Here is a 21,041-nt window from a genome sequence, read left to right as displayed (position 1 = left end):
GACTTCGTTTATATACGGGTGCATAACTTGTACGTAAAAATCCCTCTTTCTCAATATGAAAAGAGGGATTTTTTATTTTTCATTTCCCTCATCATCATCCAAACTTAATTATTTAGGAGGAAAATCAAATGAAAAAGAAGTTTGTACCCGGTATTGCATCAGTTGTAGGAGTAAGTATTTTATTAACTGGTTGCGGTAGTTATAAAAACGAAGCAAGCGGAGCAAATGCAAAAGACGAGGCACCTAGTAAACAGGTTTTAAACTTATCTTCACCTACTGAAATACGAACAATGGATACGGCTCGTGCTACAGATACTGATTCTGGTCAAGTAATGAGAAACGTATTTGAAGGTTTGTATAATCTTGGTGAAGGTAACAAACCTGTTCCTGGTGTTGCAAAATCTCATGAAGTAAGTGGCGATAAAACGAAATACACATTCCATTTGCGAGATTCAAAATGGTCAAATGGCACTCCTGTTACAGCTAAAGATTTTGTGTTCGCTTGGCAACGTGCCGTAGATCCAGCAACAGCCTCTGAATATGCATTTTTATTCTTTGATATTAAAAACGCAACAAAAATTAACAACAAAGAACTTCCAGCCGACCAACTTGGTGTAAAAGCAGTTGATGACCATACGTTTGAGGTAGAATTAGAGCGTCCTGTTCCTTATTTTATTAGCTTAACAGCGTTCCCAACATTTCTACCAATTAATGAGGAATTCTTTAAAGTACAAGGTAATAAGTACGCTTTAGAAGATAATACAATTTTGTACAATGGAGCTTTTACACTAAGCGATTGGAAGCACGAACAAAGCTTTAAATTTAAGAAGAACCCTACCTATTGGGATAAAGATACTGTCAAACTAGAAGAAATCAATTTTAATGTCGTAAAAGAAAAATCAACAGAAGTAAATTTATTCGAGTCAAAACAATTAGATCGTATAAAACTAACATCTGACTTCGTCGATAAATATAAAAAGGATGCTAACTTTAAAGAACGTCCAAACGTAGGCGTACAATTTTTACGTATGAATCAACAAAACAAAGTACTTCAAAACGTTTCTGCACGCCAAGCAATTGATCAAACAATTGATAGAAAATCCTTTGTAAATACGTTATTAAATGATGGCTCTACACCAACATTTGGTCTCGTTCCAAAAAACTTTGCAAAAGGACCTGAAGGAAAAGACTTCCGTACTGCAAACGGCGATTTAACAAAAGTTGATACAAAATCTGCACAAGAGTTATGGAAAAAAGCTAAACAAGAGCTTGGTTCTGAAAAGATAACATTAGAATTATTAACGAGTGATGCTGACCTTGATAAGAAAACTGGTGAATTCTTAAAAGGACAACTAGAAAAGAATCTAGATGGATTAACAGTAAATATAAAACCTCAGCCGCGTAAGCAACAAGTTTCGCTTTTATTAAAAGGTGACTACGAAATCGGAATTGATGGCTGGAGCCCTGACTTTGCGGATCCAATTACATTCCTTGAGCTATTTACAACGAATAACCCTTATAACTTAGATCATTACTCTAATAAGGAATTCGATGAAACAATAGCAAAAGTGAAAACAACTTTAGCTGGTGATGAAAAAGCTCGCTGGGAAGCATTACTAGCATCCGAGAAAATATTATTTAAAGACTCTGTTATCGCTCCTCTTTACCAAAAAGGCGAATCTTATTTAGAACGTTCTTATGTGAAAGGAATTGTGCAAGTAGACTTTGCAGGTCAATTAAACTTCAAGTGGGCAAAAATTGAAAAATAAAGTGAAACTTTAATAAGTGGGGGTTTCTTCATCCCCACTTATTATTAGCCCACACCAATTGTTTTTTTAGCAAAATATATTAAAAATAGGTTCTCTCACACATGAGAATCTGCTTTTTTAATATATTATTCTGAGAAATTAACAATCTATTTTTATTATTGACATATAGTTCTTTTCAGTGTTAATATTCTAAATAATCAAAGAAACAAAATATTTCACCATCAAAATATAATGTCTACTACGTTGAAACATATAACGATAGATTATAGTTCGACATGTATATACATATAGAACACCTGATTACCTATAAACAAATATTTATAATAGGTTTTATCTCCTTCTATAGCTACTTCAAGACACGGACATTATGACGTTACGAACAACACATTTAGGGAGGAACGAACAATGAAGAAAAAAGTTGTACCTGTTGTTGCATCTGTTTTAGGGGCAAGTCTATTACTAACTGCTTGCGGGGGAAATAAAGATAATGCAAGCGGAGCGAAAGCAAACGATAAAGCACCTGATAAACAGGCAATTAACTTATCATTCGCTTCAGAAATTCCAACAATGGATGTTGCAAAAGCAACGGATGGGGAATCCATGAACGTAATGCGTAATGTTTTTGAAGGGCTATATGCAATGGGAGAAGATAATAAACCGGTTCCTGGTGTCGCTGAGTCGGTTGACATTAGTCCCGATAAAACAAAATATACATTCCATCTCCGTGATTCAAAATGGTCAAACGGTACTCCTGTTACAGCAAAGGACTTTGCCTTCGCTTGGCAACGTGCCGTAAATCCTGATACAGCAGCTGAATACGCATTCTTATTCTTCGATATAAAGAATGCGAAACAAATAAACCAAAAACAATTGCCAATTGATCAACTAGGGGTCAAAGCTGTTGATGATAAAACGTTAGAAGTACAACTAGACCGTCCTGTTCCCTACTTCTTAAGCTTAACTACATTCTCAACATTCTTACCAATTAATGAAGAGTACTTAAAGTCTCAAGGCGATAAATATGGTTTAGAAACAAATCATTTAATTTATAACGGTGCTTTCACATTAGATAACTGGAAACATGAACAAAGCTTCCAATTGAAGAAAAATCCTAACTATTGGGATGCTAAAACTGTAAAATTAGAAGAAATCAACTTCAATGTCGTTAAAGATAAGTCTACAGAAGTGAACTTATATGATTCAGGACAAATTGATCGTGTTGCTTTAACTGCAGAGTTTGTTGATAAATATAAGAGCGATCCAAACTTCAAAGAACGCGCTGAAGTCGGTATTCAATTCTTACGATTAAATCAGAAAAATGAAACATTAAAAAATCAACATGCACGCCTTGCTATTAACGGCGCAATGAATAAAAAAGCTTACGTAGAAACAATCTTAAATAACGGCGCTGTTCCAGCTGAAGGAATGGTTCCTGCGAAATTTGCAAAGAGCCCAGAAGGCAATGACTTCCGTAAAGAAAATGGAAATCTAGTCAAGGATGATGTGAAAACAGCTAAAGAAAACTGGAAAAAAGCAAAACAAGAACTTGGTACTGACAAAGTAACAATCGAACTATTAACAAGTGACAATGCTTTAGCTAAAAAGACTGGTGAATATTTAAAAGGTGAATTAGAAAAGAACCTAGATGGATTAACAGTGAATTTAAAACCACAACCACGTAAACAACAGCTAAAACTACTATTAAGTGGTGACTATGAAATTGGTATTGACGGCTGGGGCCCTGACTTCGCTGATCCAATTACATTCTTAGATTTATTTACAACAGATAGTGCTTATAACTTCGATAAATACTCTAACAAAGAGTACGATGAGCTAATTCATAAAGTGAAAACAGATTTAGCTGGCGATGAAAAAGCACGCTTTGAAGCAATGAAGCAAGCTGAAAAAATTCTATTACAAGACGGCGCTGTCGCTCCTTTATACCAACAAGGCCGTTCTTACTTACAACGCTCTTTCATTAAAGGACTTGTAACAACTGACTTCGGTGGTGAGTTTAACTACAAGTGGACAGAAGTTACAAAATAATAAGTGCTAATAAAAAGGTATCCCACCGAGGATACCTTTTTATTTTATACTTCTTTAACTACAGAGCTTCTTCTTCCCTTTACCATTCCTTTTATAGCTAAAGTCATCACTGCTACTGATTGTGTAACCAATACAATAACTAATAATGAAATAATATTTCTCTCTAAACTAACTCCTCCAAATATTATTGTATAATAGCCATTCGCTGCATATGTTGCAGGAAATAATTCACTAATTGTTTGATATGTTTTAGAAAGCATTTCATGTGGCACAGTTACAACCATTTGTGTTAATGAAAGAAAGGCGAAAAAGACTATTGTCAATAATCCTCTTTTCCTTCTTTTTGCATTGAACCAAAACTCATCATAAATATAAACACAAACATCAAATATGTTCTCCACGTCAAAGAAGGTATATGCCCTGACCAAAGATAGCTAACTAAATAATTAATTCCCATAATACAAGACGATATTACTAAACTAATACTTATTAGTTTTACATATTTGAGCATATCTTTTCTCCTTGTTTTTATTTTTCTACTTCTTCAAACTGTAGATTCACCGGATCTTCTAAAAGTGTTTCATAAAAGTTCTCTGCCAAATCTGTTGAAGGGATTTTTTCATCTACTTCATCAAATCGAATACTATCTAGCCACACACAACCTTCTCCTGATAATAAAACACCAAATGCAATACCAAGTGCTTCTTCTTTTATATCTAATACAACCGAGTACGATTGCCAGTTATTCGTATTTTTAATGGGGCGATTTTGCATATTATCCATAGCGAGCGGTTCTGTATCTTTTCCATCTACTCGCATCCACAATCCTGCCCAATCTCTTACATTTTCACTCTTAATAAATGCTGTAAAACGTAATCTCTTCCCTACATATTTATCCGCTCGGAACATTTGCATTAATGTTGAAAATCCTCCATGCGTAACATTCTCTTTTGCTTTTATGTATGCAGATACTTTTCCTTGATGGACAACTTCATAATCTAAACCCATCTCATATTCAGCAGGATGACTTCCACTTAAGATCCATCCTTTCGGTATACCTTTTTGCATTGAAACACCCTCTCTTTCTATATAAAATGACTGAAAGTACTTTCGATATTTCTTTGGTGGCAATTGAAACATTCTTTTAAAAGCTCTCGTAAATGCCTCTTGTGAGGAAAAACCGTATTGCACTGCAATATCAATAACAGCTCTCTCCGTTGACACTAAAACTTGCGCAGCATGAGTTAACCTTCTCTTTCGAATATAATCTGTTACACTCATCCCAACATATCTTTGAAAGATGCGATGAAAATGGTACATCGATACTGCACTGTGGGATGCCACTCTTTCTGTTGTAAGCTCCTCATGTAAGTGATTCTCTATATATTCAATTGATTTTTTTATTATCTCTTTATATTCTTCATGCATTTTAGCCCCTCCCTCACAACTTCAATTTACCATATACATACAAATCGTTTTTGATTTAAATTGCGGATTAGTCCTTGTGACTGCAGGATAATAATTTATTTTCAACACATACATAATTACATGTTTTTGGGAAAAACTTGTATAGAACGAATTTACATAAGGAGGAATTTATAATGAGAATTCTACTATCAGTTTTATTAGCTCTTATGCTAGTACCTGCATTAACAGGATGTAAAGCTCCTGCCAAAGAAGACACAACTTCTAATAAAAAGACGACTGAAGAAGCAAAAAATGAGGCTCCTGCAGATTTAAAACTAAACTTCAATGAATTCGATTTAAAGGCAGACTACCAAGATACAAAGAAAGACTACGAAGCAGACTATAAAAATGTAGCAGCTGACAAGAAAATGGAAGCAAAAATCGAAGATCATAAAGCAGATGTAAAATTAACAGGAGACGAGGCTATCACAAAATTAAGCCCACTTCTACAAGAATTAAAATTTGATAAAGATACTCCTGATCAAGAAGTAATCGATCAAGTAGTGAACGTGTTCAAACTTGATAAAGACTATCAAAAATTCGATTTAGAAGTTGTCTTCTCTGATGGAACGAAAAAAGAATATAAAAGAGAAATAAAATAAAGAAGTAGGCGGTAGTAAGAAGAAAAAATAACCTTGCATAGGCAAGGTTATTTTTTCGTTTCTGCTTGAAAACGTTTATAGTATGTCGATGCTGTTGCAAAATTAATTTCTATATCACGAATCAACGATGAATCTTCTTCTTTAGCTAACTTCTGTAATTTTTTCATTGCTTGTTCCGATTCATTCAAGAAACCGACATATACCTCATGTTCTTGCTCTTTCGACTTCGGAACACGAATTTCTTTTCGTATATAATCAATATCTTCTAACATGCTCGTTGTTACCTTTTGCACATCTTCTTTATATGTAGCAGTCGTTATTTCCTTACCGCCCTTTTCTTTTGCCACTTCAAATAACTGCAGTGCGTTATTAATTTCTTTATTCATTTTCAAATCGTATTTTTCATGTACTGCAAGGTATTCTTTCATTTCTTCTGTTTGTTCTGTAGATTGCTCTACCTTTTCTTTCGGTTCTTTCGTATCCTTATTTCCATTACATCCTGCTAGAAGGATCATACTTCCCATTACAGCAATACCCAAAACCTTCTTCATCTCTTCTTCTCCTTTTATCTACAGCTACTACTCATTATAGTTTCTTTTATCTCCACTTGTTATTATACCGAGAACATCCTACTTTTTACACTTAAGACGACATCGTAACATGTATACCAACATGTTTGTCACAGTATCGTCACTTTATACAAATAACTTTTGCACTGCTTTACTACTCACCTTACAAAACTGTAAGCACACATAAAGAACAAACCATGCTAGACTTACATATGCATAACGCAAACATATGTAAGGTTTTAAGGAGAATCATCTATGTACAACACAATACCTTTTATGGGAGAAGATATTCGTTTCCTTATTCGCGAAAAATCACTTCATATCGAAAATACAGAGAGCCTTCGCCGCGTATTAAAGAAGAAGCATGCTCCATTTAAGTTAGCTCAATATTTAAAACAACAACATACAAATCAATTTCATACCGTGCTCAATATATCGGATAAATCATTAACAATCGAAATCATCGGTCATGTCTACATTGGAAACTTTGCAGATACCTTAAAGGAAATCCCACGTATACCGAAGATTGCTCCTATTATCGTTAAAAAAGCGTATAAAATTACTGACCATACCGATATTATCGACTGTGGGGAAAAAGAAGTCGATAGTAATCGCTGGGTGTGGGATAAACTTGCTGTTTTATATGATACGATCATGAATAATATGTATGAGGTATTTCAAAGAAATGAAAAAAAGAACTGATTCAAACATTCCCTTTGAATCAGTTCTTTTTTGTTAAGCCTCTAAATTTTGTTTTTGCTGCAGTTCAAACTGCTTCTCACTTCTTCTGGCCATAAATAGATAACATAACACTGCTCCTACTTCACAAAGCGCAATAACAACCCCCATCGGTAATGCTGTATTACTTCCACCGATACCTACTAGCGGCGCAACAAGAGCTCCTGAAATGAACTGTAATAAGCCTAATAAAGCTGATGCTGTTCCTGCAGCTTGTTTCTGATTTCTCATCGCTAATGAAAACCCAGTTGTTGATACAACCCCGACACTTGATACGACAAGGAATAACGAACATAAAACACCGATTAAACCTATTCCTAGTACGATTGTCAGTAGTAAAGATAGGCCACCAACAGCTGCGATAATAATACCAGCAACAAATAATGTCTTCTCATTCACTTTCCCCGCTAAACGACCCGTTACCTGACTAGCAATAATAATACCGATGCCGTTAATCGCAAAGAATAAACTAAATTGCTGTGGTGATGCTCCGTATATGTTCTGCAACACAAATGGTGAGCCCGAAATGTATGCAAACATTGCCGCTGTTACTAATCCTTGTGACAATGCATATCCCATAAACAGACGGCCCTTTAACAATTTTCCGTACGTCGCCAAAGTCCCTGACAAACCACCCGTTTCTCTTTCTTCAGGAGGTAATGTTTCACGCAATACAAAAGTAGCTGAGATTAACATGAATACACTTATTGCTCCAAGAACGATGAAAACACCGCGCCACGTTGTAAACTGTAATAATTGCCCCCCAATAATCGGTGCCAAAATAGGTGCTGCTCCGTTTACTAACATAAGCAGTGAGAAAAACTTCGTCATTTCAGAACCTGAATACATATCACGTACCATCGCACGTGATATAACAATCCCGGCTGATCCTGAAGCTCCTTGTAGGAAGCGCAATAACACTAATGTCCAAATAGATGGCGCAACAGCACAAAGTAAAGAAGAAGCAACATAAATAATAAGAGCAATAATAAGAGGTTTGCGTCTTCCGTAAATATCACTAATTGAGCCAACAAATAATTGTCCTACTGACAGCCCAAGCAAACAAGCTGTTAATGTAAGCTGCGCGAGGGATGCACCTGTTTGCAAATCATCCGTTAACTTCGGTAATGAAGGCAAATACATATCAATAGATAATGGTCCAATCGCCGTAAGTGTTCCTAATACAAGAATCATCCATAACCTGTTTGCCTTTACAGGTTTATATATTTCGTGATTAACTTCATTCACTTTTTCAATTCACCCTTTCCTATACAAACTGAATCGTAACAATTATAGTTACATCATAAACATACGTCAAGTACAGCGCATTTTCCTCTTTCATAATGTAAAAAAAGCGATAGAAATTCTATCGCTTTACTTTTTCACATTGCTATTCGTAAATTTAGATACTGAGGACATCATCTCTCCCGTATCTAAATATGTAATTTGAATTGGGTCTCCTACTTCTGTAAACATAGCATATGGGAATTTCTTCACCGGTATCATAAATACCTTTTGTTCATTCTCTAAAAGTACGTACACGATTGTATTTTCACCTGATTTTTCTTTATATACACGTTGTACAATACCTTCTTTTTGCGCTTCTTTTCCTGTTGATGTTGGTCTAAATGTATCACCATTACCGCTCATTACGTTTTTATAATTCTCAAGCGCTTCTTTCTGCGAAGAACCTGTCGCAAATATTTTTGCATTAGCAGCATATACAACTGTATGTGCACGTACTAGGCCTCCGTCATCAACAACCGGAATAATCCAAGCTGGTTTACCGTATACGTTATAAATGACAGGCATTGTCCCATGCCATTTCTCTCTCTTAAAGGAATTATCTACTACTTCTGTAGCTGCTGAACCATCCATAATCCCCTTTACTTCTTTTCCATTATAGTAATATAGCTTGCCTGTGCGTGCATCTACTAATGAATAGCCTAGGGCTGAATCTACTCCTTCTTTTGGAGAAGTAAAGTCTGTAAAATAATACAATGTTCCATCTTTACCAAAGATCGGGGTCACGCCTTCTTTCGTTCCCCACTCAGTCGGAATTTTCATATCTGTTTGTGAGAATTTCGTATTCCAAAATCCGTGAATATATTTACCAAAGTACGTATTTAACGTAGATGCAGTCTCATGATTTAATACACCATCAACAAATTTAGGTGCCTTTCCTTTATCATATCTTTTCACTTCACCTGTTTGTGCATCTACTACGACAACACCTTCTACCTCAAATCCAGATCTTCCTGAAATAAATTCACCATACGTCATTGTATAATATGGTTTTCCTTTATCATCAACCTCAAATTTAGGTTTTCCTTTAAAGATTAAATTTGGTTCTGCTTGCCTTACCACACGCTCTAAATTATTACCAAAAAACATGCTTGGCACATATTTCATTTTATAACCGAGGTGCAGTTTCGCTTCCGCATCAGGATTCGTACCTGACATCGTTACGTACCCTGGAATTGTCTCAGCTTTACGCGCTTTAAAAAATCCTGAAACTTCAATCGGCGCTACATATAAAGCCTCGCCGTTTACCATTTGTGGCGTTAATTCTCCTAGCTCAAAATAAGCTACTTTTGGAATATCACCAAATACTTTTTTCATCTTATTCTCCGCTGTCTTTGGCGGCACTGTAAACGGCTGGTCATTTTCAGTAAATGGCTCTGAAATATCTTTCTCTACCTTAACAACAGAATCATATTTCTTTTGCGAGATTACTATATCATGCAAATAACCAAAGTAGCCGTAACTTGCGAGTAAAATAAACATTAGAAGTCCTTTTAATGTGCCTTCTAATTTCCCTATTTGATCTTGTGAAAATAAAACAAGCCCAATTAAAATTGCTACTGCAACAGAATAATGAGTAAGAATCGAGTCTACCCGATCATCAATTAGCCAAAAGTATTCATAGATTGCAATACCTATCCAAAATAAAACAGGAATAACTAAAATAGATGATTTCTTACCCTTTACAACCTTCTTATCTCCCTTCTTATCCACTGCTCGAAGCTTACTACTACTTCTTGTCCATGGAATCAAAAACAAAGTAAGAATAGCTAAAACTACAAATTTCATCAAAGGCACTGTCCCCTTTTCTTTTGTATTCCCTTTTAGTATAACAAATAAAGGGTATTAAGGTGAAAATAGGAATAGTTATATTTTTTTACTACTTAATACAATCCCGCTCGCTACATATAGAATAGATGCAATATAAAAAATTGTACCAATCGTAAAGAAATCTACTAAATATCCCGTGGCAATAACCGCTACTGCTCCGCCAATGGATGTCCACACATGGTATTTTCCAATCTCATAACCAGCCTTTTCCTGCGCAACCTTTCGTGCTAACGAAGTCTTCTCAGTATTACGCTGCACAGCACCTAAAATGCCCATTACAATTTGAAGAATATATACATGCCATACTTCCGTGGCAATCGGAAAGCAAAGCATTAAGATTGCCATGGACCAAGCGTATATGATTAATAATTTTTTATCACCTACTTGATCAGATATCTTTCCCACTAGTGGATATACAAGTGCTGATGTTAAAGCAAATAAGCCATACGCCCAGCCAAATTGCGAGAAGCTATTTCCAACGTTTCGAAGCAATAATATATAAAAAGGAAATACCATACTTCCTGCCATCATGATGATACTTTGCGAAGCCACAAATCTTCTATATGTCATTTCGTATACTCCCTATAAAATAAATTCACAAATCTCTCTTCTGAATCTACTTCCTTCTTTTTCTTGAGAAATTCTTCAATACGAGGATATGCCCTCTTTAACTGCTCTTTCGTTGGATAAGAATAGTACGGCAAATAGTAACTACCGTTATGCTTTAAAGTAACATCAATCATCTTCCGAATGACATCCTCTGTTTTCTTTATCTCACTCTCTGAGCGTCCCTGGTTAATCAAAAGAACCAGCGCAAACATATCATCTTTCGCATAGGACAAAACTGCATTTTCATTCTTTTCCACGTAACGAATCGTAATGTTGAGTAAATTAAACTCTTCTTCATTTAATACGTTACGTAAATCATCTATATACTCCGTGAAAGCATCTATAGGCACAAAGTATTCTTGTAACACTTCGGTCCTATTTGGATTTTCATATTCCATAAAAGCACTATCTGATCTCATAACATTATTACGCGTCTCATACTTTCCATCTGTACGTTCAAAATAGCCTCTTTGTATATCCCAAAATGTATTCTTTCCCCAATCACTATAACGTGATAACCCAAGTAAAAATTTCGGTACCGCTATAATATTTTCTTCCTTTAATTCACTGTACTCTTCTCTCATATTTTGATTTTGTGCCAAAGTATAATCTGTCACATACATCTCTTTTAAAAATGAATTTGGAGCAACAGAAATACGCGCTAAGTGCATACGAACATTTTCTTCTCTTTTCACTTTCTCTTTGAAATAAGATACGTATTCTTTATAATCTATCATTCTCGTGTGCATTTCATATAATTCATCATCTGTTAACTTCAGCGTCACATCTAAAATAACTCCAAATAAACCGTAACCCCCAATGACATATGGAAATAACTCTGCATTTTCTTCTCTACTTACATTACGTACCGTACCATCTGCCATTAACAATCTAAATGAATCTACTGTATCAATTAGTGCCTCATGACGAATATCACGCCCGTGTACATTTACACTTAATGAACCACCAACAGTAAAAATATTTTGAGACTGCATGACCTGTACCGCAAGGCCATATGGATTTATTTTCTTCTGAATATCATTCCACGTGACACCACTTTGAACTGTAATCTGCTTCTTCTCTGGATCAAATTCTAATATTTTATTATATCCTTTCATATCGAGCATCGTGCCATTTGGATAATATGTCTGTCCTCCTTGGCTATGTTGCATGCCTGCAATGGAAATTTTCTCTCCTGAAACTTTTGCATCTCGCACTAATTTTATTAACGAGCGCTCTTCCGTAGCACTTTCAACACGTTTTATTTTTGTCGGAAGCAATTTACCTACATCACTCATAATAGGATGATCAATTTGTTTTTTATACGTATGTACAGACGTTGCAAGCAAAACCGTATATGCGACAATGACCACTACTATCTTTCTTTTTTTCAAAGGACACTCTCCTTATTAGCAACAAAAAGAGATACCCGTTCTTTCAGGTACCTCTCTTGACAGTGATTACTTTGCTGCTGGCAATTGTATTGGATCAAATTTATCATACGATGTAAACTTCGCATCCGTAATAATGTGCGCTTTATCCTCACCATTGCTACTCATAACCATATCTATCTTTGCTGATTCATATTTAAAATCTTTTGTAATAATATATTCTCCATCTATTTCTTCTATCTTTGCATTTTGGCCTTGTAGCATTTGTTTCTGCTTTTCATCCATACTAGCTAACATACTCTCTGTCTCTTGCCCTTTTAATGCAAACTTCAGCTTATAATTATCTCCACTTTTCTCCATCTTCACTTTATTTAAAATTTCCGATGGAATCTCTAAATTATCTACCATTCCTTGAGTCGCATTCATTCCGTTAGCATTTAATTGTTCCTCTGGTACAGACATAACTTCACCCGTATTAGGATTTTTCAACTGACCAGCAATTTTGCCACCCACATCATAAACAACAACCTCTGTACCAGAAACATTCATTTCAGAACGAGAATTTTTTTTCTTCGGCTCTAATTGCATTTTGGCCTTTATTACATTCATCTCTGTTCCTTCAGCCTTTATTCCCACATCATATGTCATCGTTACATTTTCTTCGTTTTTAAAAGCTTCATTCGCTTTATTAAAAACATCCTTCGCTGTTAATTCCTTTTCTTTCTGCACAGCTTCTTTTTTCGGTTCATCAGTCTTTTTTGCTTTCTCATTACTACACCCTACTCCTAGACCGACTGCAAGTACTAAACTTGAAATTAAAATAATTTTTTTCATAACGTCCCCTCCTTCCCAAAAATAATATCATCTCTTTTCCTATGAAATCTATATAATTCGTAATATTCTTCTTTAAATTTATTTCCTATATAGCAACATGTTTGAGAAAAAGTTTAAATATGATGTAAATAATAACAACTCATTTCAGGAGGTCATTATGAAAGCTATTATTTGCACAAAGTATGGACCACCTAATGTTCTCCAACTTCAAAATATAGAAAAGCCTAAACCTAAAAAAAATGAAGTATTAGTTAAAATTCACGCAACAAGTGTATCGACTGGAGATTGTAGAATACGTGGCTTTAATAGCCCCCTCTTATTTTGGATTCCTATGCGGATCATATTAGGTTTCAGAAAACCGAGAAAACCTATACTTGGCGTGGAGTTATCCGGTGAAATCGAAGACATTGGAACAGATGTAACACAATTTAAAAAAGGAGATCAAGTTTTTGCATTAACAGAACTAAACCTTGGTGGTTATGCCGAATACACATGCGTGCATGAAAGTGGATTAATAGCATTAAAACCTACCAATGTGACATATGAAGAAGCTGCCGTTATTCCTTTTGGCGGAACTTCAGCATTGCACTTCCTTAGAAAAGGACAGATAAAAAAAGGGCAACGAGTACTTATATACGGCGCCTCTGGGTCAGTAGGGACAGCTGCCGTACAACTTGCGAAATACTTCGGGGCGACTGTCACAGCCATTTGTAGTAGTTCGAATTTCGATTTAGTAACAGCTTTAGGGGCAGACAACGTAATTGATTATATGAAAGAAGATTTTACTAAGCGGGGCGAGCACTATGATATTATATTTGATGCAGTTGGAAAATATAATAAGTCTCTTTGTACAGATGCATTAATGCCTAATGGAAAATATGTATCTGTGAACGGAATGATGGCAAAAGTCAGTAAAGAAGATATGAACCTACTAAAACAACTAGCTGAAACAGAAAAGCTAAAGCCTGTTATTGATAGAACTTACCGATTAGAAGAAATTGCTGAAGCTCATATATATGTAGAAAAAGGACATAAAAAGGGGAACGTTTCGATTACCTTAAAATAAAATATATTCTGAAAATATCATTGACAATTCTTTTTGTACGATTTACTATTAGTACCATATTCAAAACTACATACACATACTCTTATCAAGAGTGGCGGAGGGACTGGCCCGATGATGCCCGGCAACCGAGCTTATGACGTATAAGCTAAGGTGCTAATTCCTGCAAAACGAGTTTTCGTTTTGGAAGATAAGAGAGGAATCTATTTCGTCTATTCGGCACCTCTCTTATTTTTTGGGAGGTGCTTTTTATTTTGGAACGTATATGAAGGGGGATTTATAGATGAAAAAGGTATTATTAAGCATTGTAAGCGGAGCAGTATTATTATTAGGCGCATGTAGTGTGAGTTCAGATAAAGAGGTAAAAGAATTAGACGAGAAAAAGATTACTGTCGGTGTAACAGGTGGACCACATGAACAAATTTTTGAAAAGGTAAAAGAAGTTGCAGCAAAAGATGGCCTCGAAATTGATATAAAAGTATTTAATGATTATGTAGCGCCAAACGTATCATTAGATGAAAAAAGCCTTGATGTAAATAGCTACCAAACGAAATCGTATTTAGATGTATTTAAAGCTGAACGCAATATGAAATTAGCTGAAGTATTTTCAACAGTAACATTCCCTATGGGTGTATATTCTAAAGATATAAAAGATGTAAAAGACTTAAAAGAGGGCGATGCAATTGCTGTACCAAATGACCCAACGAATGAACTTCGAGCTTTAAAATTATTTGAAAAAGCAGGGGTTTTAAAAGTTGATCCAAAGGCTACAGAAAAAGCGACTGCAAAAGATGTAATTGAAAATCCAAAAAAATTAAAGATTGTCGAATTAGAGGCATCTCAATTACCAACGCAACTAAGTGAAGTGAAAGCAGCTGCAATTAACACAAACTTTGCATTAGGTGCAAAATTAAGTCCAGCGAAAGATTCTATTTTCCGCGAAGGAAAAGATTCACCCTATGTGAACTGGGTTGTTGTTCGTACTGAAAATAAAGATGATGCCGTTGTAAATAAATTAAAGAAAGCTTATCAATCTAAAGAAGTAAAAGAGTTTATCGAGAAAAAATTTGATGGTTCAGTTTTACCATCTTGGTAGGAGCTGACGATAATGATTGAATTAAAAAACATATCCAAAGTATTTACAACAAAAAAAGGGAATGTTGAGGCTCTTAAGTCTACTTCCCTTAAAGTAGAAAAAGGCGAGGTATTTGGAATCATTGGGTATAGTGGCGCTGGTAAAAGTACATTGATTCGATGTGTAAATTTATTAGAAAAACCAACGACAGGAAATATCATTGTAAACGAACAAGACTTAACAACGTTATCGACAAAAGAACTAGCAAAAGCGAGACAAAAAATCGGAATGATCTTTCAAGGATTCAATTTACTTAAAACTGTTACCGTTTATGAAAATATCGCATTACCGTTACGGCTTGCTGGCATTCCAAAAGCAGAAATTGAAAAAAGAGTAGAAAAGTATTTACACATTGTCGATCTTTTTAATAGAAAAGATGCGTATCCAAGCGAACTTTCTGGTGGTCAAAAACAGCGTGTCGCAATTGCTCGTGCGCTATCACATGAACCTGAAGTGTTATTAAGTGATGAAGCAACGAGCGCATTAGATCCAGAAACAACCGATTCTATCCTTGATTTGCTATTAAAGATTAACGAAGAAATCGGAATTACGATTTTACTCATTACACATGAAATGAATGTCATCCAGCGTATATGTGACCGCGTTGCTGTTATGGAACATGGATCTGTAGTCGAAAGTGGGACTGTAAAAGATATTTTCACAAACCCACAACATGTAACAACGAAGAAATTTGTAAATAGCGCATTTGCAGCGAAAATTCCAGAAAAGGTACAGAAAGAACTACAAAGTACTGGAGAAATTGTAACACTTTCATTTATTGGCACTACTTCAGGGGAACCTGCCTTAGCCGTTGCCACAAAACGGTTCCAAGTATATCCGAATATTTTATCCGGTAATATTACGCAGTTAAAATATGAAGCATATGGGAAACTAGTCGTTCATATGCAAGGGGAACAAAATGAAATCCACCGTGCTTTATCATTTTTACAAGAGCAAGGAATCATCGTAGAAGGAGGTAGAACAGATTATGGGAAACAAGTCCTTTTTGGATGAATGGGGTAAAGTCATATGGGAAGCCACAATCCAAACCTTTCAAATGACATCTATTTCATTACTCATCTCGATCCTTATTGCACTGCCACTTGGTGTTACACTTGTTTTAACGAGACCTGGTGGACAGCATGAAAATAAAATCATCTATCCTATTCTTAATACGGTTATTAATGTTATTCGCTCTCTTCCATTTATCATTCTATTATTCTTTATTTTGCCTTTTACAAAGTTTCTAATGGGAACATCCATTGGCGTACAAGGTGTTATCGTACCGCTTGTCGTCTTCACAGCCCCTTATATCGCACGTTTAATGGAGACAGCTTTACTAGAAGTCGATCGCGGTGTCATTGAAGCCTACCAAGCGATGGGAGTCTCTACTATAAAAATCATTTGGCACGTCCTGGTTAAAGAAGCTCGTCCCTCCCTTGTACTTGGATTAACAATCGCAACGATTGGCTTAATCGGCGCAACAGCAATGGCTGGTCTTGTAGGCGCTGGTGGGCTAGGGGACTTAGCATATCGCTTCGGACATTTACGCTATGAACCTGAAGTAATGTATGCAACTGTCTTTATTTTAATTATCCTCGTTCAAGGATTACAGTCTTTAGGGAATGGTGTTGCACGAAGATTGAAGAAAGATTAAAAAAAGAAGGTATCTCACCAAGGTGAGATACCTTCTTTTTTATCTTTTAAATCCACCTTCTGAATGAATAACTTGCCCAGTAATCCACTCAGCTTCTTCACTTACTAGAAATTTAATGAGTCTAGCTGCATCCTTTGGCTCACCAATTCTGCCAAAAGGAAACATCGGCTTTAACCCTTGTTTTATCTCTTCAGTCATCCATCCTGTATCAGTTGGTCCTGGATTAATTGCATTCACTGTTATTCCTAAATGAGCTACCTCTGCTGACAACGTACTAGTAAGAGCATCAATAGCTCCCTTCGTTGTTGCATACGCTAGTTCTCCTACCATAGGACCTTGAAATTGCCCCGAAGTCATATTCACAATTCTACCACCAGATTTTTTATCAAATCCTCGGGCAAATTGACTACTGAGCAATGTAGTCGCACGAATATTCACCATATAATGCTTATCTAATTCTTCAGCAGTCAACGTAGAGAAATCATTATTCGTAGAATATGCTGCATTATTAATTAATATATGAGGGTACCCTAATTGTTCAGTAACTTTATTTATAAGCTCTTTCGGTGCATCATTCTGAGTTAAATCTAACTCCATGCTTGATACTCTAACACCGTTTTGTAATAGCTCTTCTTCTAATTGTATTTGTTCATTTTTCTCAACGCCCCATGGCATCTCTTTATCATAATCCGTCCAATACGTAAAAAATATATCGTATCCTGATTCAGCCAATTCTTTGCAAATTGCTGCGCCTATACCGTCTAGACGACTTACCCCTGTAATAACTGCTACTTTATTTTTTAATTGGTTCATCATATACTCCTCCAAGTTTAAAGGACGCATATTTTATATAAGAGATATAAACTTTCCCACAAAAAAGACAGATACATAAAATAGGCACCTATCCTTATAAAAGGGATGTACAAGCCAAATATGCATTCCTTGAATGATTTACAGATAACTAAATAAACCCTCGCTTATGAGAGAAAAATTCATCTATCTAGTTTCTAATCATTACAAGTTCATCCACATATTGAGTCTTTGTCTCCTTTACATATATCTCCAAATTTTATTTTAGCACTAAAGATTTAATATTTCAAAAAATAAAAGAACCACTCCTATTTATAAAGTATCGTGTACTATAAACCATAGTGAATAACTAATTTAAATTTAAGTGTATACATTTATCATTACCTATTCGTTGTATAAGTGTAGGGAGGAAAAGTGATGGGAAAAGAAAATATATTTACCTCCTATCTTATCAATCTAGGGGAGGAAGTGTTCAAACTACTACTAGCGAAAGGGGCTATAAAAGAAGATGCAGAAGACATCATCCAAAATACCTTCTATAAAGTATACACATTGCTAGATAATCTAACCGAGAGTAACATACGTCCATGGTTTTTCAGAGTCGCATTAAATGAATACATTGATTTAAAACGCAAAAAAGAACAGCAAAACATCTGCTTAACTGAAGAAATCTATTCAAAACTTCAATATACAGACCGAGAATTGGATACAGTTTTAAATAAAGATGAGATTTTCTATTTATTAAAATATATAAAATTAGAATATAAAGAAGCCTTCTTTTTAAAATATTATTACAATTTTACATACGAAGAAATCGCTCTAATACTAGATATTCAAGTAAACAGCGTCAAACAAAAATTACATCGTGCACGTAAGACAATTCATTCTAAAGTAGGAGGAAAAAATTAATGGATACTTCTTTAAAAGATGCTTTAAAAAAGGCTAAAAGGAAACAGTTGCTTAAAATCATCATTACCTCTATTATCGTTGTCATGATGCTTATCCCTATCATTTATAAAGTTGGCAATTACTTCGCAGCGAAAAGCTCTACGAAACTTCACGAACATCTCTTTTTACATAACGCAATTGCAGAACCGAATGTACAAATTGATTCTCAAGTAACAAGTAATTCATCTATGTTTGGCGGCAATATTATATCAAACCGTTCCAAAAACATTAACGGTTATGTAGTCCCATGGAACACATTAACAAGTTCTTATGGTTGGTTCCTGACTCATATTGACTTCAATGAGTTAACACCTGGCTTTTATTGGTCAGATACAAATTTCTATGAGTATGATAAACAAACAAAGAATAAATTTGCGACATTTTATAATCCGGCTATTAAAGATTATCACGATGGTGTGCAAAATGAATTAGGTGAAGTTTCACAAATGAACAACTATGTTGCCGAAGTTGCCATCTCTTTCAATCAACCCTATACATTAAAAGAGGTTCAAACAAAAATACCAGATAACTTAAATATCGTATGGCTATATATGACCTCACCAATCAGAGATGAAAGTAAAGGACCTGCTGGTATGCCTGTTTACGGATTCAATCCAGACAAGTCTCCTAAAGAAGCGTACAAAGAGTTCATTGATTCACTTAATCAATACGATGACGATGGACATGACGAAGATATACAGAAGTTTTTAAAAGCAAACAAAAACAAACCATTTGATCAAGTGAAAATTTTAGGTGTTATGCTAACAGGAAAAACGGAAAACTTTAAAGCATTAGAAAACCAAGATTTTATTCGCGGTGCTTCTGTAGGGGTGACTGCGCAAGTTGTTCCTTATATAAAGCCAGAGAAATAATACGTAATGCCCAGATACACTAAAAAAACTACATGAATCTGTTTACTATGGGAGCTCTCTACTAAAATAGATAGCTCCCATACCACATTTATTCTTCACCTTCCAAAAATAAATTTCAAAATGCTTTATGTACAATTTTACAAATAAAAAATCATAAACTTGTTCACATTATATCCATTGTGAATTTATTCACAATGGATATATAATAAACTTGTAAATACAATATTGGAGGGATTTCAATGGTTATCAATTTTTTAAGAACTGATAAACGTGCTACTTTCATATTATTACTTTTACGGCTTTACATAGGGTATACATGGCTCGCTGCTGGGATAGGCAAAGTCTTCGGACAATCTTTTGACGCAAGTGGCTTTCTAAAGGGCGCTATTGCTCAAGCATCAGGTGACCACCCTGCAGTACAAAGTTGGTGGGCAGATTTTCTTCAACATTTTGTCCTTCCAAACGCAGACCTATTTAGCTTTTTAGTTCAATGGGGAGAAATTTTAGTAGGTCTAGGTTTAATTTTAGGCGGATTAACAAAAACAGCTGCATTTTTCGGAATCATAATGAATCTTTCATTTTTATTAAGTGGAACCGTTAGTGTAAACCCAAACCTGCTTATTTTGACTATGTTCATTTTAGTTGCAGGGCAGAACGCTGGACGTATTGGATTAGATGGCTATGTTTTCCCTAAACTTTTCCGTAAAAACAACCACGGAACATATAAATTAAGTAAAACTGCATAGTAACAGTTTACTTTTAAAATATAAATAAGAAAAAGAGCCTGAATATAGGCTCTTTTTCTTATTTCTCCTAATTTAAACTTTTAACGAGCCACGAAAACCTCTGGCAGCATAGTAAGAGTCTGCTCCATTATGGTACACGAAAACATGTCCAAAGCGATAATCGCAAAATAAAGCACCACCGAGTTCTCGAATATCTGAAGGTGTTTGTACCCAACTTGATGATTTCATGTCAAAATCGCCAAGTTGTTGCAATTCCCGATACTGTTCTTCCGTTAATAATTCAATGCCCATAGCATTGGCAACATCAATAACGTTATTTTCTGGTTTATGTTTTTTTCTTGATTCTAACGCTTCAAGATCATAACAAAGACTTCTGCGGCCTTTAGGACTCTCCTTTGAACAATCATAGAAAGTATATTCGTCCTTTTCTTCATCATAACCAACAACATCCGGTTCACCACCAGTTACTTCCATTTCGTTAAGTGACCACATTTTTTCATTATTAGTAGTCAGCTTCGCTTCAACTTTAGCCCATTCAAGACCTTCATGGCGGTTCATGTTTTTCTCAAAACGAGCTTGCAATACTTTCAATAACTCTTCACGTTTTTCTACTAGTAAGTCATTTTTATTTCCTGTCATATTAGTCCTCC

At 35.3% G+C, this 21,041-nt stretch carries 22 protein-coding genes and 1 riboswitch; of the genes, 11 read left to right on the top strand and 11 right to left on the bottom strand.

Annotated features, from left to right (window positions below):
* Nucleotides 1-128 precede the first annotated feature (128 nt).
* Together ACTFR3_RS26870 and ACTFR3_RS26865 are read left to right on the top strand one after the other, a co-directional pair.
* Entirely contained in the window at nt 129-1,769 is a 1,641-nt protein-coding gene (locus ACTFR3_RS26870; RefSeq protein ID WP_063535480.1) for a peptide ABC transporter substrate-binding protein, read from the top strand.
* A gap of 405 nt (nt 1,770-2,174) precedes the next feature.
* A complete protein-coding gene (locus ACTFR3_RS26865) occupies nt 2,175-3,815 on the top strand; it encodes a peptide ABC transporter substrate-binding protein (protein WP_000731086.1) in 1,641 nt (546 codons plus the stop codon).
* Nucleotides 3,816-3,859: 44 nt separating this feature from the next.
* Here the strand turns inward: ACTFR3_RS26865 and ACTFR3_RS26860 are convergent, their stop codons facing one another.
* The 3 genes from ACTFR3_RS26860 to ACTFR3_RS26850 are packed head-to-tail and all read right to left on the bottom strand — an operon-like array spanning nt 3,860 to nt 5,243.
* Complete coding sequence (locus tag ACTFR3_RS26860) at nt 3,860-4,138, bottom strand: hypothetical protein (RefSeq protein WP_000156944.1); 279 nt, start codon at nt 4,136-4,138, stop codon at nt 3,860-3,862.
* Nucleotides 4,135-4,326: a hypothetical protein gene (locus ACTFR3_RS26855; protein ID WP_000922547.1), complete on the bottom strand. Its 192-nt coding sequence runs from the start codon at nt 4,324-4,326 to the stop codon at nt 4,135-4,137. The genes ACTFR3_RS26860 and ACTFR3_RS26855 overlap by 4 nt, the downstream gene beginning before the upstream one ends.
* 17 nt (nt 4,327-4,343) lie before the next feature.
* Nucleotides 4,344-5,243 carry a helix-turn-helix transcriptional regulator gene (locus ACTFR3_RS26850; protein ID WP_000544202.1) on the bottom strand — a complete coding sequence of 300 codons (900 nt, stop codon included), beginning with the start codon at nt 5,241-5,243 and terminating at the stop codon, nt 4,344-4,346.
* A 173-nt stretch (nt 5,244-5,416) separates the two neighbouring features.
* On the opposite strand from ACTFR3_RS26850, the gene ACTFR3_RS26845 reads away from it, so the two are divergent.
* Nucleotides 5,417-5,884: a YusW family protein gene (locus ACTFR3_RS26845; RefSeq protein ID WP_001221552.1), complete on the top strand. Its 468-nt coding sequence runs from the start codon at nt 5,417-5,419 to the stop codon at nt 5,882-5,884.
* Nucleotides 5,885-5,931: 47 nt separating this feature from the next.
* Here ACTFR3_RS26845 and ACTFR3_RS26840 read toward each other — a convergent pair whose 3' ends face one another.
* A complete protein-coding gene (locus tag ACTFR3_RS26840) occupies nt 5,932-6,435 on the bottom strand; it encodes a hypothetical protein (protein WP_139020197.1) in 504 nt (167 codons plus the stop codon).
* A 273-nt stretch (nt 6,436-6,708) separates the two neighbouring features.
* On the opposite strand from ACTFR3_RS26840, the gene ACTFR3_RS26835 reads away from it, so the two are divergent.
* The gene (locus ACTFR3_RS26835) at nt 6,709-7,155 is read left to right on the top strand and encodes a hypothetical protein (RefSeq protein WP_440044989.1); all 447 of its coding nucleotides are present in this window, start codon (nt 6,709-6,711) and stop codon (nt 7,153-7,155) included.
* A gap of 33 nt (nt 7,156-7,188) precedes the next feature.
* Here ACTFR3_RS26835 and ACTFR3_RS26830 read toward each other — a convergent pair whose 3' ends face one another.
* The 5 genes from ACTFR3_RS26830 to ACTFR3_RS26810 form a co-directional block, all read right to left on the bottom strand.
* On the bottom strand, nt 7,189-8,448 hold the full coding sequence (locus ACTFR3_RS26830; RefSeq protein WP_440044999.1) for a multidrug effflux MFS transporter: 1,260 nt from the start codon (nt 8,446-8,448) through the stop codon (nt 7,189-7,191).
* 117 nt (nt 8,449-8,565) lie between these two features.
* Nucleotides 8,566-10,284: a DUF3981 domain-containing protein gene (locus ACTFR3_RS26825; protein ID WP_000674047.1), complete on the bottom strand. Its 1,719-nt coding sequence runs from the start codon at nt 10,282-10,284 to the stop codon at nt 8,566-8,568.
* Between the two features lie 78 nt (nt 10,285-10,362).
* Nucleotides 10,363-10,896 (bottom strand): MFS transporter, encoded by a 534-nt coding sequence (locus tag ACTFR3_RS26820; RefSeq protein WP_440044987.1) that lies wholly within the window; start codon nt 10,894-10,896, stop codon nt 10,363-10,365.
* Nucleotides 10,893-12,329 carry an FAD-binding oxidoreductase gene (locus ACTFR3_RS26815; protein ID WP_414764733.1) on the bottom strand — a complete coding sequence of 479 codons (1,437 nt, stop codon included), beginning with the start codon at nt 12,327-12,329 and terminating at the stop codon, nt 10,893-10,895. The genes ACTFR3_RS26820 and ACTFR3_RS26815 overlap by 4 nt, the downstream gene beginning before the upstream one ends.
* A gap of 66 nt (nt 12,330-12,395) precedes the next feature.
* Nucleotides 12,396-13,160: a DUF6612 family protein gene (locus ACTFR3_RS26810; protein ID WP_000720580.1), complete on the bottom strand. Its 765-nt coding sequence runs from the start codon at nt 13,158-13,160 to the stop codon at nt 12,396-12,398.
* A 157-nt stretch (nt 13,161-13,317) separates the two neighbouring features.
* Between ACTFR3_RS26810 and ACTFR3_RS26805 the strand changes: the two genes are divergently transcribed.
* The 4 genes from ACTFR3_RS26805 to ACTFR3_RS26790 all read left to right on the top strand — a co-directional run bounded on the left by ACTFR3_RS26805 (nt 13,318) and on the right by ACTFR3_RS26790 (nt 17,015).
* The gene (locus tag ACTFR3_RS26805; protein WP_000643856.1) at nt 13,318-14,226 is read left to right on the top strand and encodes an NAD(P)-dependent alcohol dehydrogenase; all 909 of its coding nucleotides are present in this window, start codon (nt 13,318-13,320) and stop codon (nt 14,224-14,226) included.
* Nucleotides 14,227-14,305: 79 nt separating this feature from the next.
* Nucleotides 14,306-14,420, top strand: a riboswitch (SAM riboswitch).
* Nucleotides 14,421-14,506: 86 nt separating this feature from the next.
* Complete coding sequence (locus ACTFR3_RS26800; protein ID WP_000756994.1) at nt 14,507-15,319, top strand: MetQ/NlpA family ABC transporter substrate-binding protein; 813 nt, start codon at nt 14,507-14,509, stop codon at nt 15,317-15,319.
* 12 nt (nt 15,320-15,331) lie between these two features.
* Nucleotides 15,332-16,372, top strand: coding sequence for a methionine ABC transporter ATP-binding protein (locus ACTFR3_RS26795; RefSeq protein WP_440044986.1), 1,041 nt, complete (start codon nt 15,332-15,334; stop codon nt 16,370-16,372).
* Nucleotides 16,347-17,015 (top strand): methionine ABC transporter permease, encoded by a 669-nt coding sequence (locus ACTFR3_RS26790; protein ID WP_000527148.1) that lies wholly within the window; start codon nt 16,347-16,349, stop codon nt 17,013-17,015. Before ACTFR3_RS26795 ends, ACTFR3_RS26790 begins: the two co-directional genes overlap by 26 nt.
* 39 nt (nt 17,016-17,054) lie before the next feature.
* On the opposite strand, the gene ACTFR3_RS26785 is transcribed toward ACTFR3_RS26790, so the two are convergent.
* Nucleotides 17,055-17,831, bottom strand: a complete 777-nt coding sequence (locus ACTFR3_RS26785; protein ID WP_033684235.1) for an SDR family oxidoreductase — start codon at nt 17,829-17,831, stop codon at nt 17,055-17,057.
* A gap of 411 nt (nt 17,832-18,242) precedes the next feature.
* Between ACTFR3_RS26785 and ACTFR3_RS26780 the strand changes: the two genes are divergently transcribed.
* The 3 genes from ACTFR3_RS26780 (at nt 18,243) to ACTFR3_RS26770 (ending at nt 20,391) form a co-directional block, all read left to right on the top strand.
* Nucleotides 18,243-18,734 carry an RNA polymerase sigma factor gene (locus ACTFR3_RS26780; protein WP_137396316.1) on the top strand — a complete coding sequence of 164 codons (492 nt, stop codon included), beginning with the start codon at nt 18,243-18,245 and terminating at the stop codon, nt 18,732-18,734.
* Nucleotides 18,734-19,645: a sigma factor regulator N-terminal domain-containing protein gene (locus ACTFR3_RS26775; protein WP_006920121.1), complete on the top strand. Its 912-nt coding sequence runs from the start codon at nt 18,734-18,736 to the stop codon at nt 19,643-19,645. The genes ACTFR3_RS26780 and ACTFR3_RS26775 overlap by 1 nt, the downstream gene beginning before the upstream one ends.
* Before the next feature lie 239 nt (nt 19,646-19,884).
* Nucleotides 19,885-20,391: a DoxX family membrane protein gene (locus tag ACTFR3_RS26770; RefSeq protein WP_000236367.1), complete on the top strand. Its 507-nt coding sequence runs from the start codon at nt 19,885-19,887 to the stop codon at nt 20,389-20,391.
* Nucleotides 20,392-20,463: 72 nt separating this feature from the next.
* Here the strand turns inward: ACTFR3_RS26770 and ACTFR3_RS26765 are convergent, their stop codons facing one another.
* On the bottom strand, nt 20,464-21,030 hold the full coding sequence (locus ACTFR3_RS26765; RefSeq protein ID WP_000147394.1) for a DUF4256 domain-containing protein: 567 nt from the start codon (nt 21,028-21,030) through the stop codon (nt 20,464-20,466).
* Nucleotides 21,031-21,041 lie beyond the last annotated feature (11 nt).

The sequence above is a fragment of the Bacillus cereus group sp. MYBK14-1 genome, assembly GCF_051916885.1.
In the GTDB taxonomy this organism is placed as follows: domain Bacteria; phylum Bacillota; class Bacilli; order Bacillales; family Bacillaceae_G; genus Bacillus_A; species Bacillus_A cereus.
This window is presented reverse-complemented; position numbering and strand designations above follow the sequence as displayed.

Coding starts and splice junctions, on each gene's coding strand:
- ACTFR3_RS26765 (WP_000147394.1), bottom strand. CDS start 21,030: ATGACAGGAAATAAAAATGACTTACTAGTAGAAAAACGTGAAGAGTTA.
- ACTFR3_RS26795 (WP_440044986.1), top strand. CDS start 15,332: ATGATTGAATTAAAAAACATATCCAAAGTATTTACAACAAAAAAAGGG.
- ACTFR3_RS26825 (WP_000674047.1), bottom strand. CDS start 10,284: ATGAAATTTGTAGTTTTAGCTATTCTTACTTTGTTTTTGATTCCATGG.
- ACTFR3_RS26770 (WP_000236367.1), top strand. CDS start 19,885: ATGGTTATCAATTTTTTAAGAACTGATAAACGTGCTACTTTCATATTA.
- ACTFR3_RS26850 (WP_000544202.1), bottom strand. CDS start 5,243: ATGCATGAAGAATATAAAGAGATAATAAAAAAATCAATTGAATATATA.
- ACTFR3_RS26805 (WP_000643856.1), top strand. CDS start 13,318: ATGAAAGCTATTATTTGCACAAAGTATGGACCACCTAATGTTCTCCAA.
- ACTFR3_RS26800 (WP_000756994.1), top strand. CDS start 14,507: ATGAAAAAGGTATTATTAAGCATTGTAAGCGGAGCAGTATTATTATTA.
- ACTFR3_RS26865 (WP_000731086.1), top strand. CDS start 2,175: ATGAAGAAAAAAGTTGTACCTGTTGTTGCATCTGTTTTAGGGGCAAGT.
- ACTFR3_RS26840 (WP_139020197.1), bottom strand. CDS start 6,435: ATGAAGAAGGTTTTGGGTATTGCTGTAATGGGAAGTATGATCCTTCTA.
- ACTFR3_RS26790 (WP_000527148.1), top strand. CDS start 16,347: ATGGGAAACAAGTCCTTTTTGGATGAATGGGGTAAAGTCATATGGGAA.
- ACTFR3_RS26780 (WP_137396316.1), top strand. CDS start 18,243: ATGGGAAAAGAAAATATATTTACCTCCTATCTTATCAATCTAGGGGAG.
- ACTFR3_RS26785 (WP_033684235.1), bottom strand. CDS start 17,831: ATGATGAACCAATTAAAAAATAAAGTAGCAGTTATTACAGGGGTAAGT.
- ACTFR3_RS26870 (WP_063535480.1), top strand. CDS start 129: ATGAAAAAGAAGTTTGTACCCGGTATTGCATCAGTTGTAGGAGTAAGT.
- ACTFR3_RS26820 (WP_440044987.1), bottom strand. CDS start 10,896: ATGACATATAGAAGATTTGTGGCTTCGCAAAGTATCATCATGATGGCA.
- ACTFR3_RS26775 (WP_006920121.1), top strand. CDS start 18,734: ATGGATACTTCTTTAAAAGATGCTTTAAAAAAGGCTAAAAGGAAACAG.
- ACTFR3_RS26810 (WP_000720580.1), bottom strand. CDS start 13,160: ATGAAAAAAATTATTTTAATTTCAAGTTTAGTACTTGCAGTCGGTCTA.
- ACTFR3_RS26845 (WP_001221552.1), top strand. CDS start 5,417: ATGAGAATTCTACTATCAGTTTTATTAGCTCTTATGCTAGTACCTGCA.
- ACTFR3_RS26835 (WP_440044989.1), top strand. CDS start 6,709: ATGTACAACACAATACCTTTTATGGGAGAAGATATTCGTTTCCTTATT.
- ACTFR3_RS26855 (WP_000922547.1), bottom strand. CDS start 4,326: ATGCTCAAATATGTAAAACTAATAAGTATTAGTTTAGTAATATCGTCT.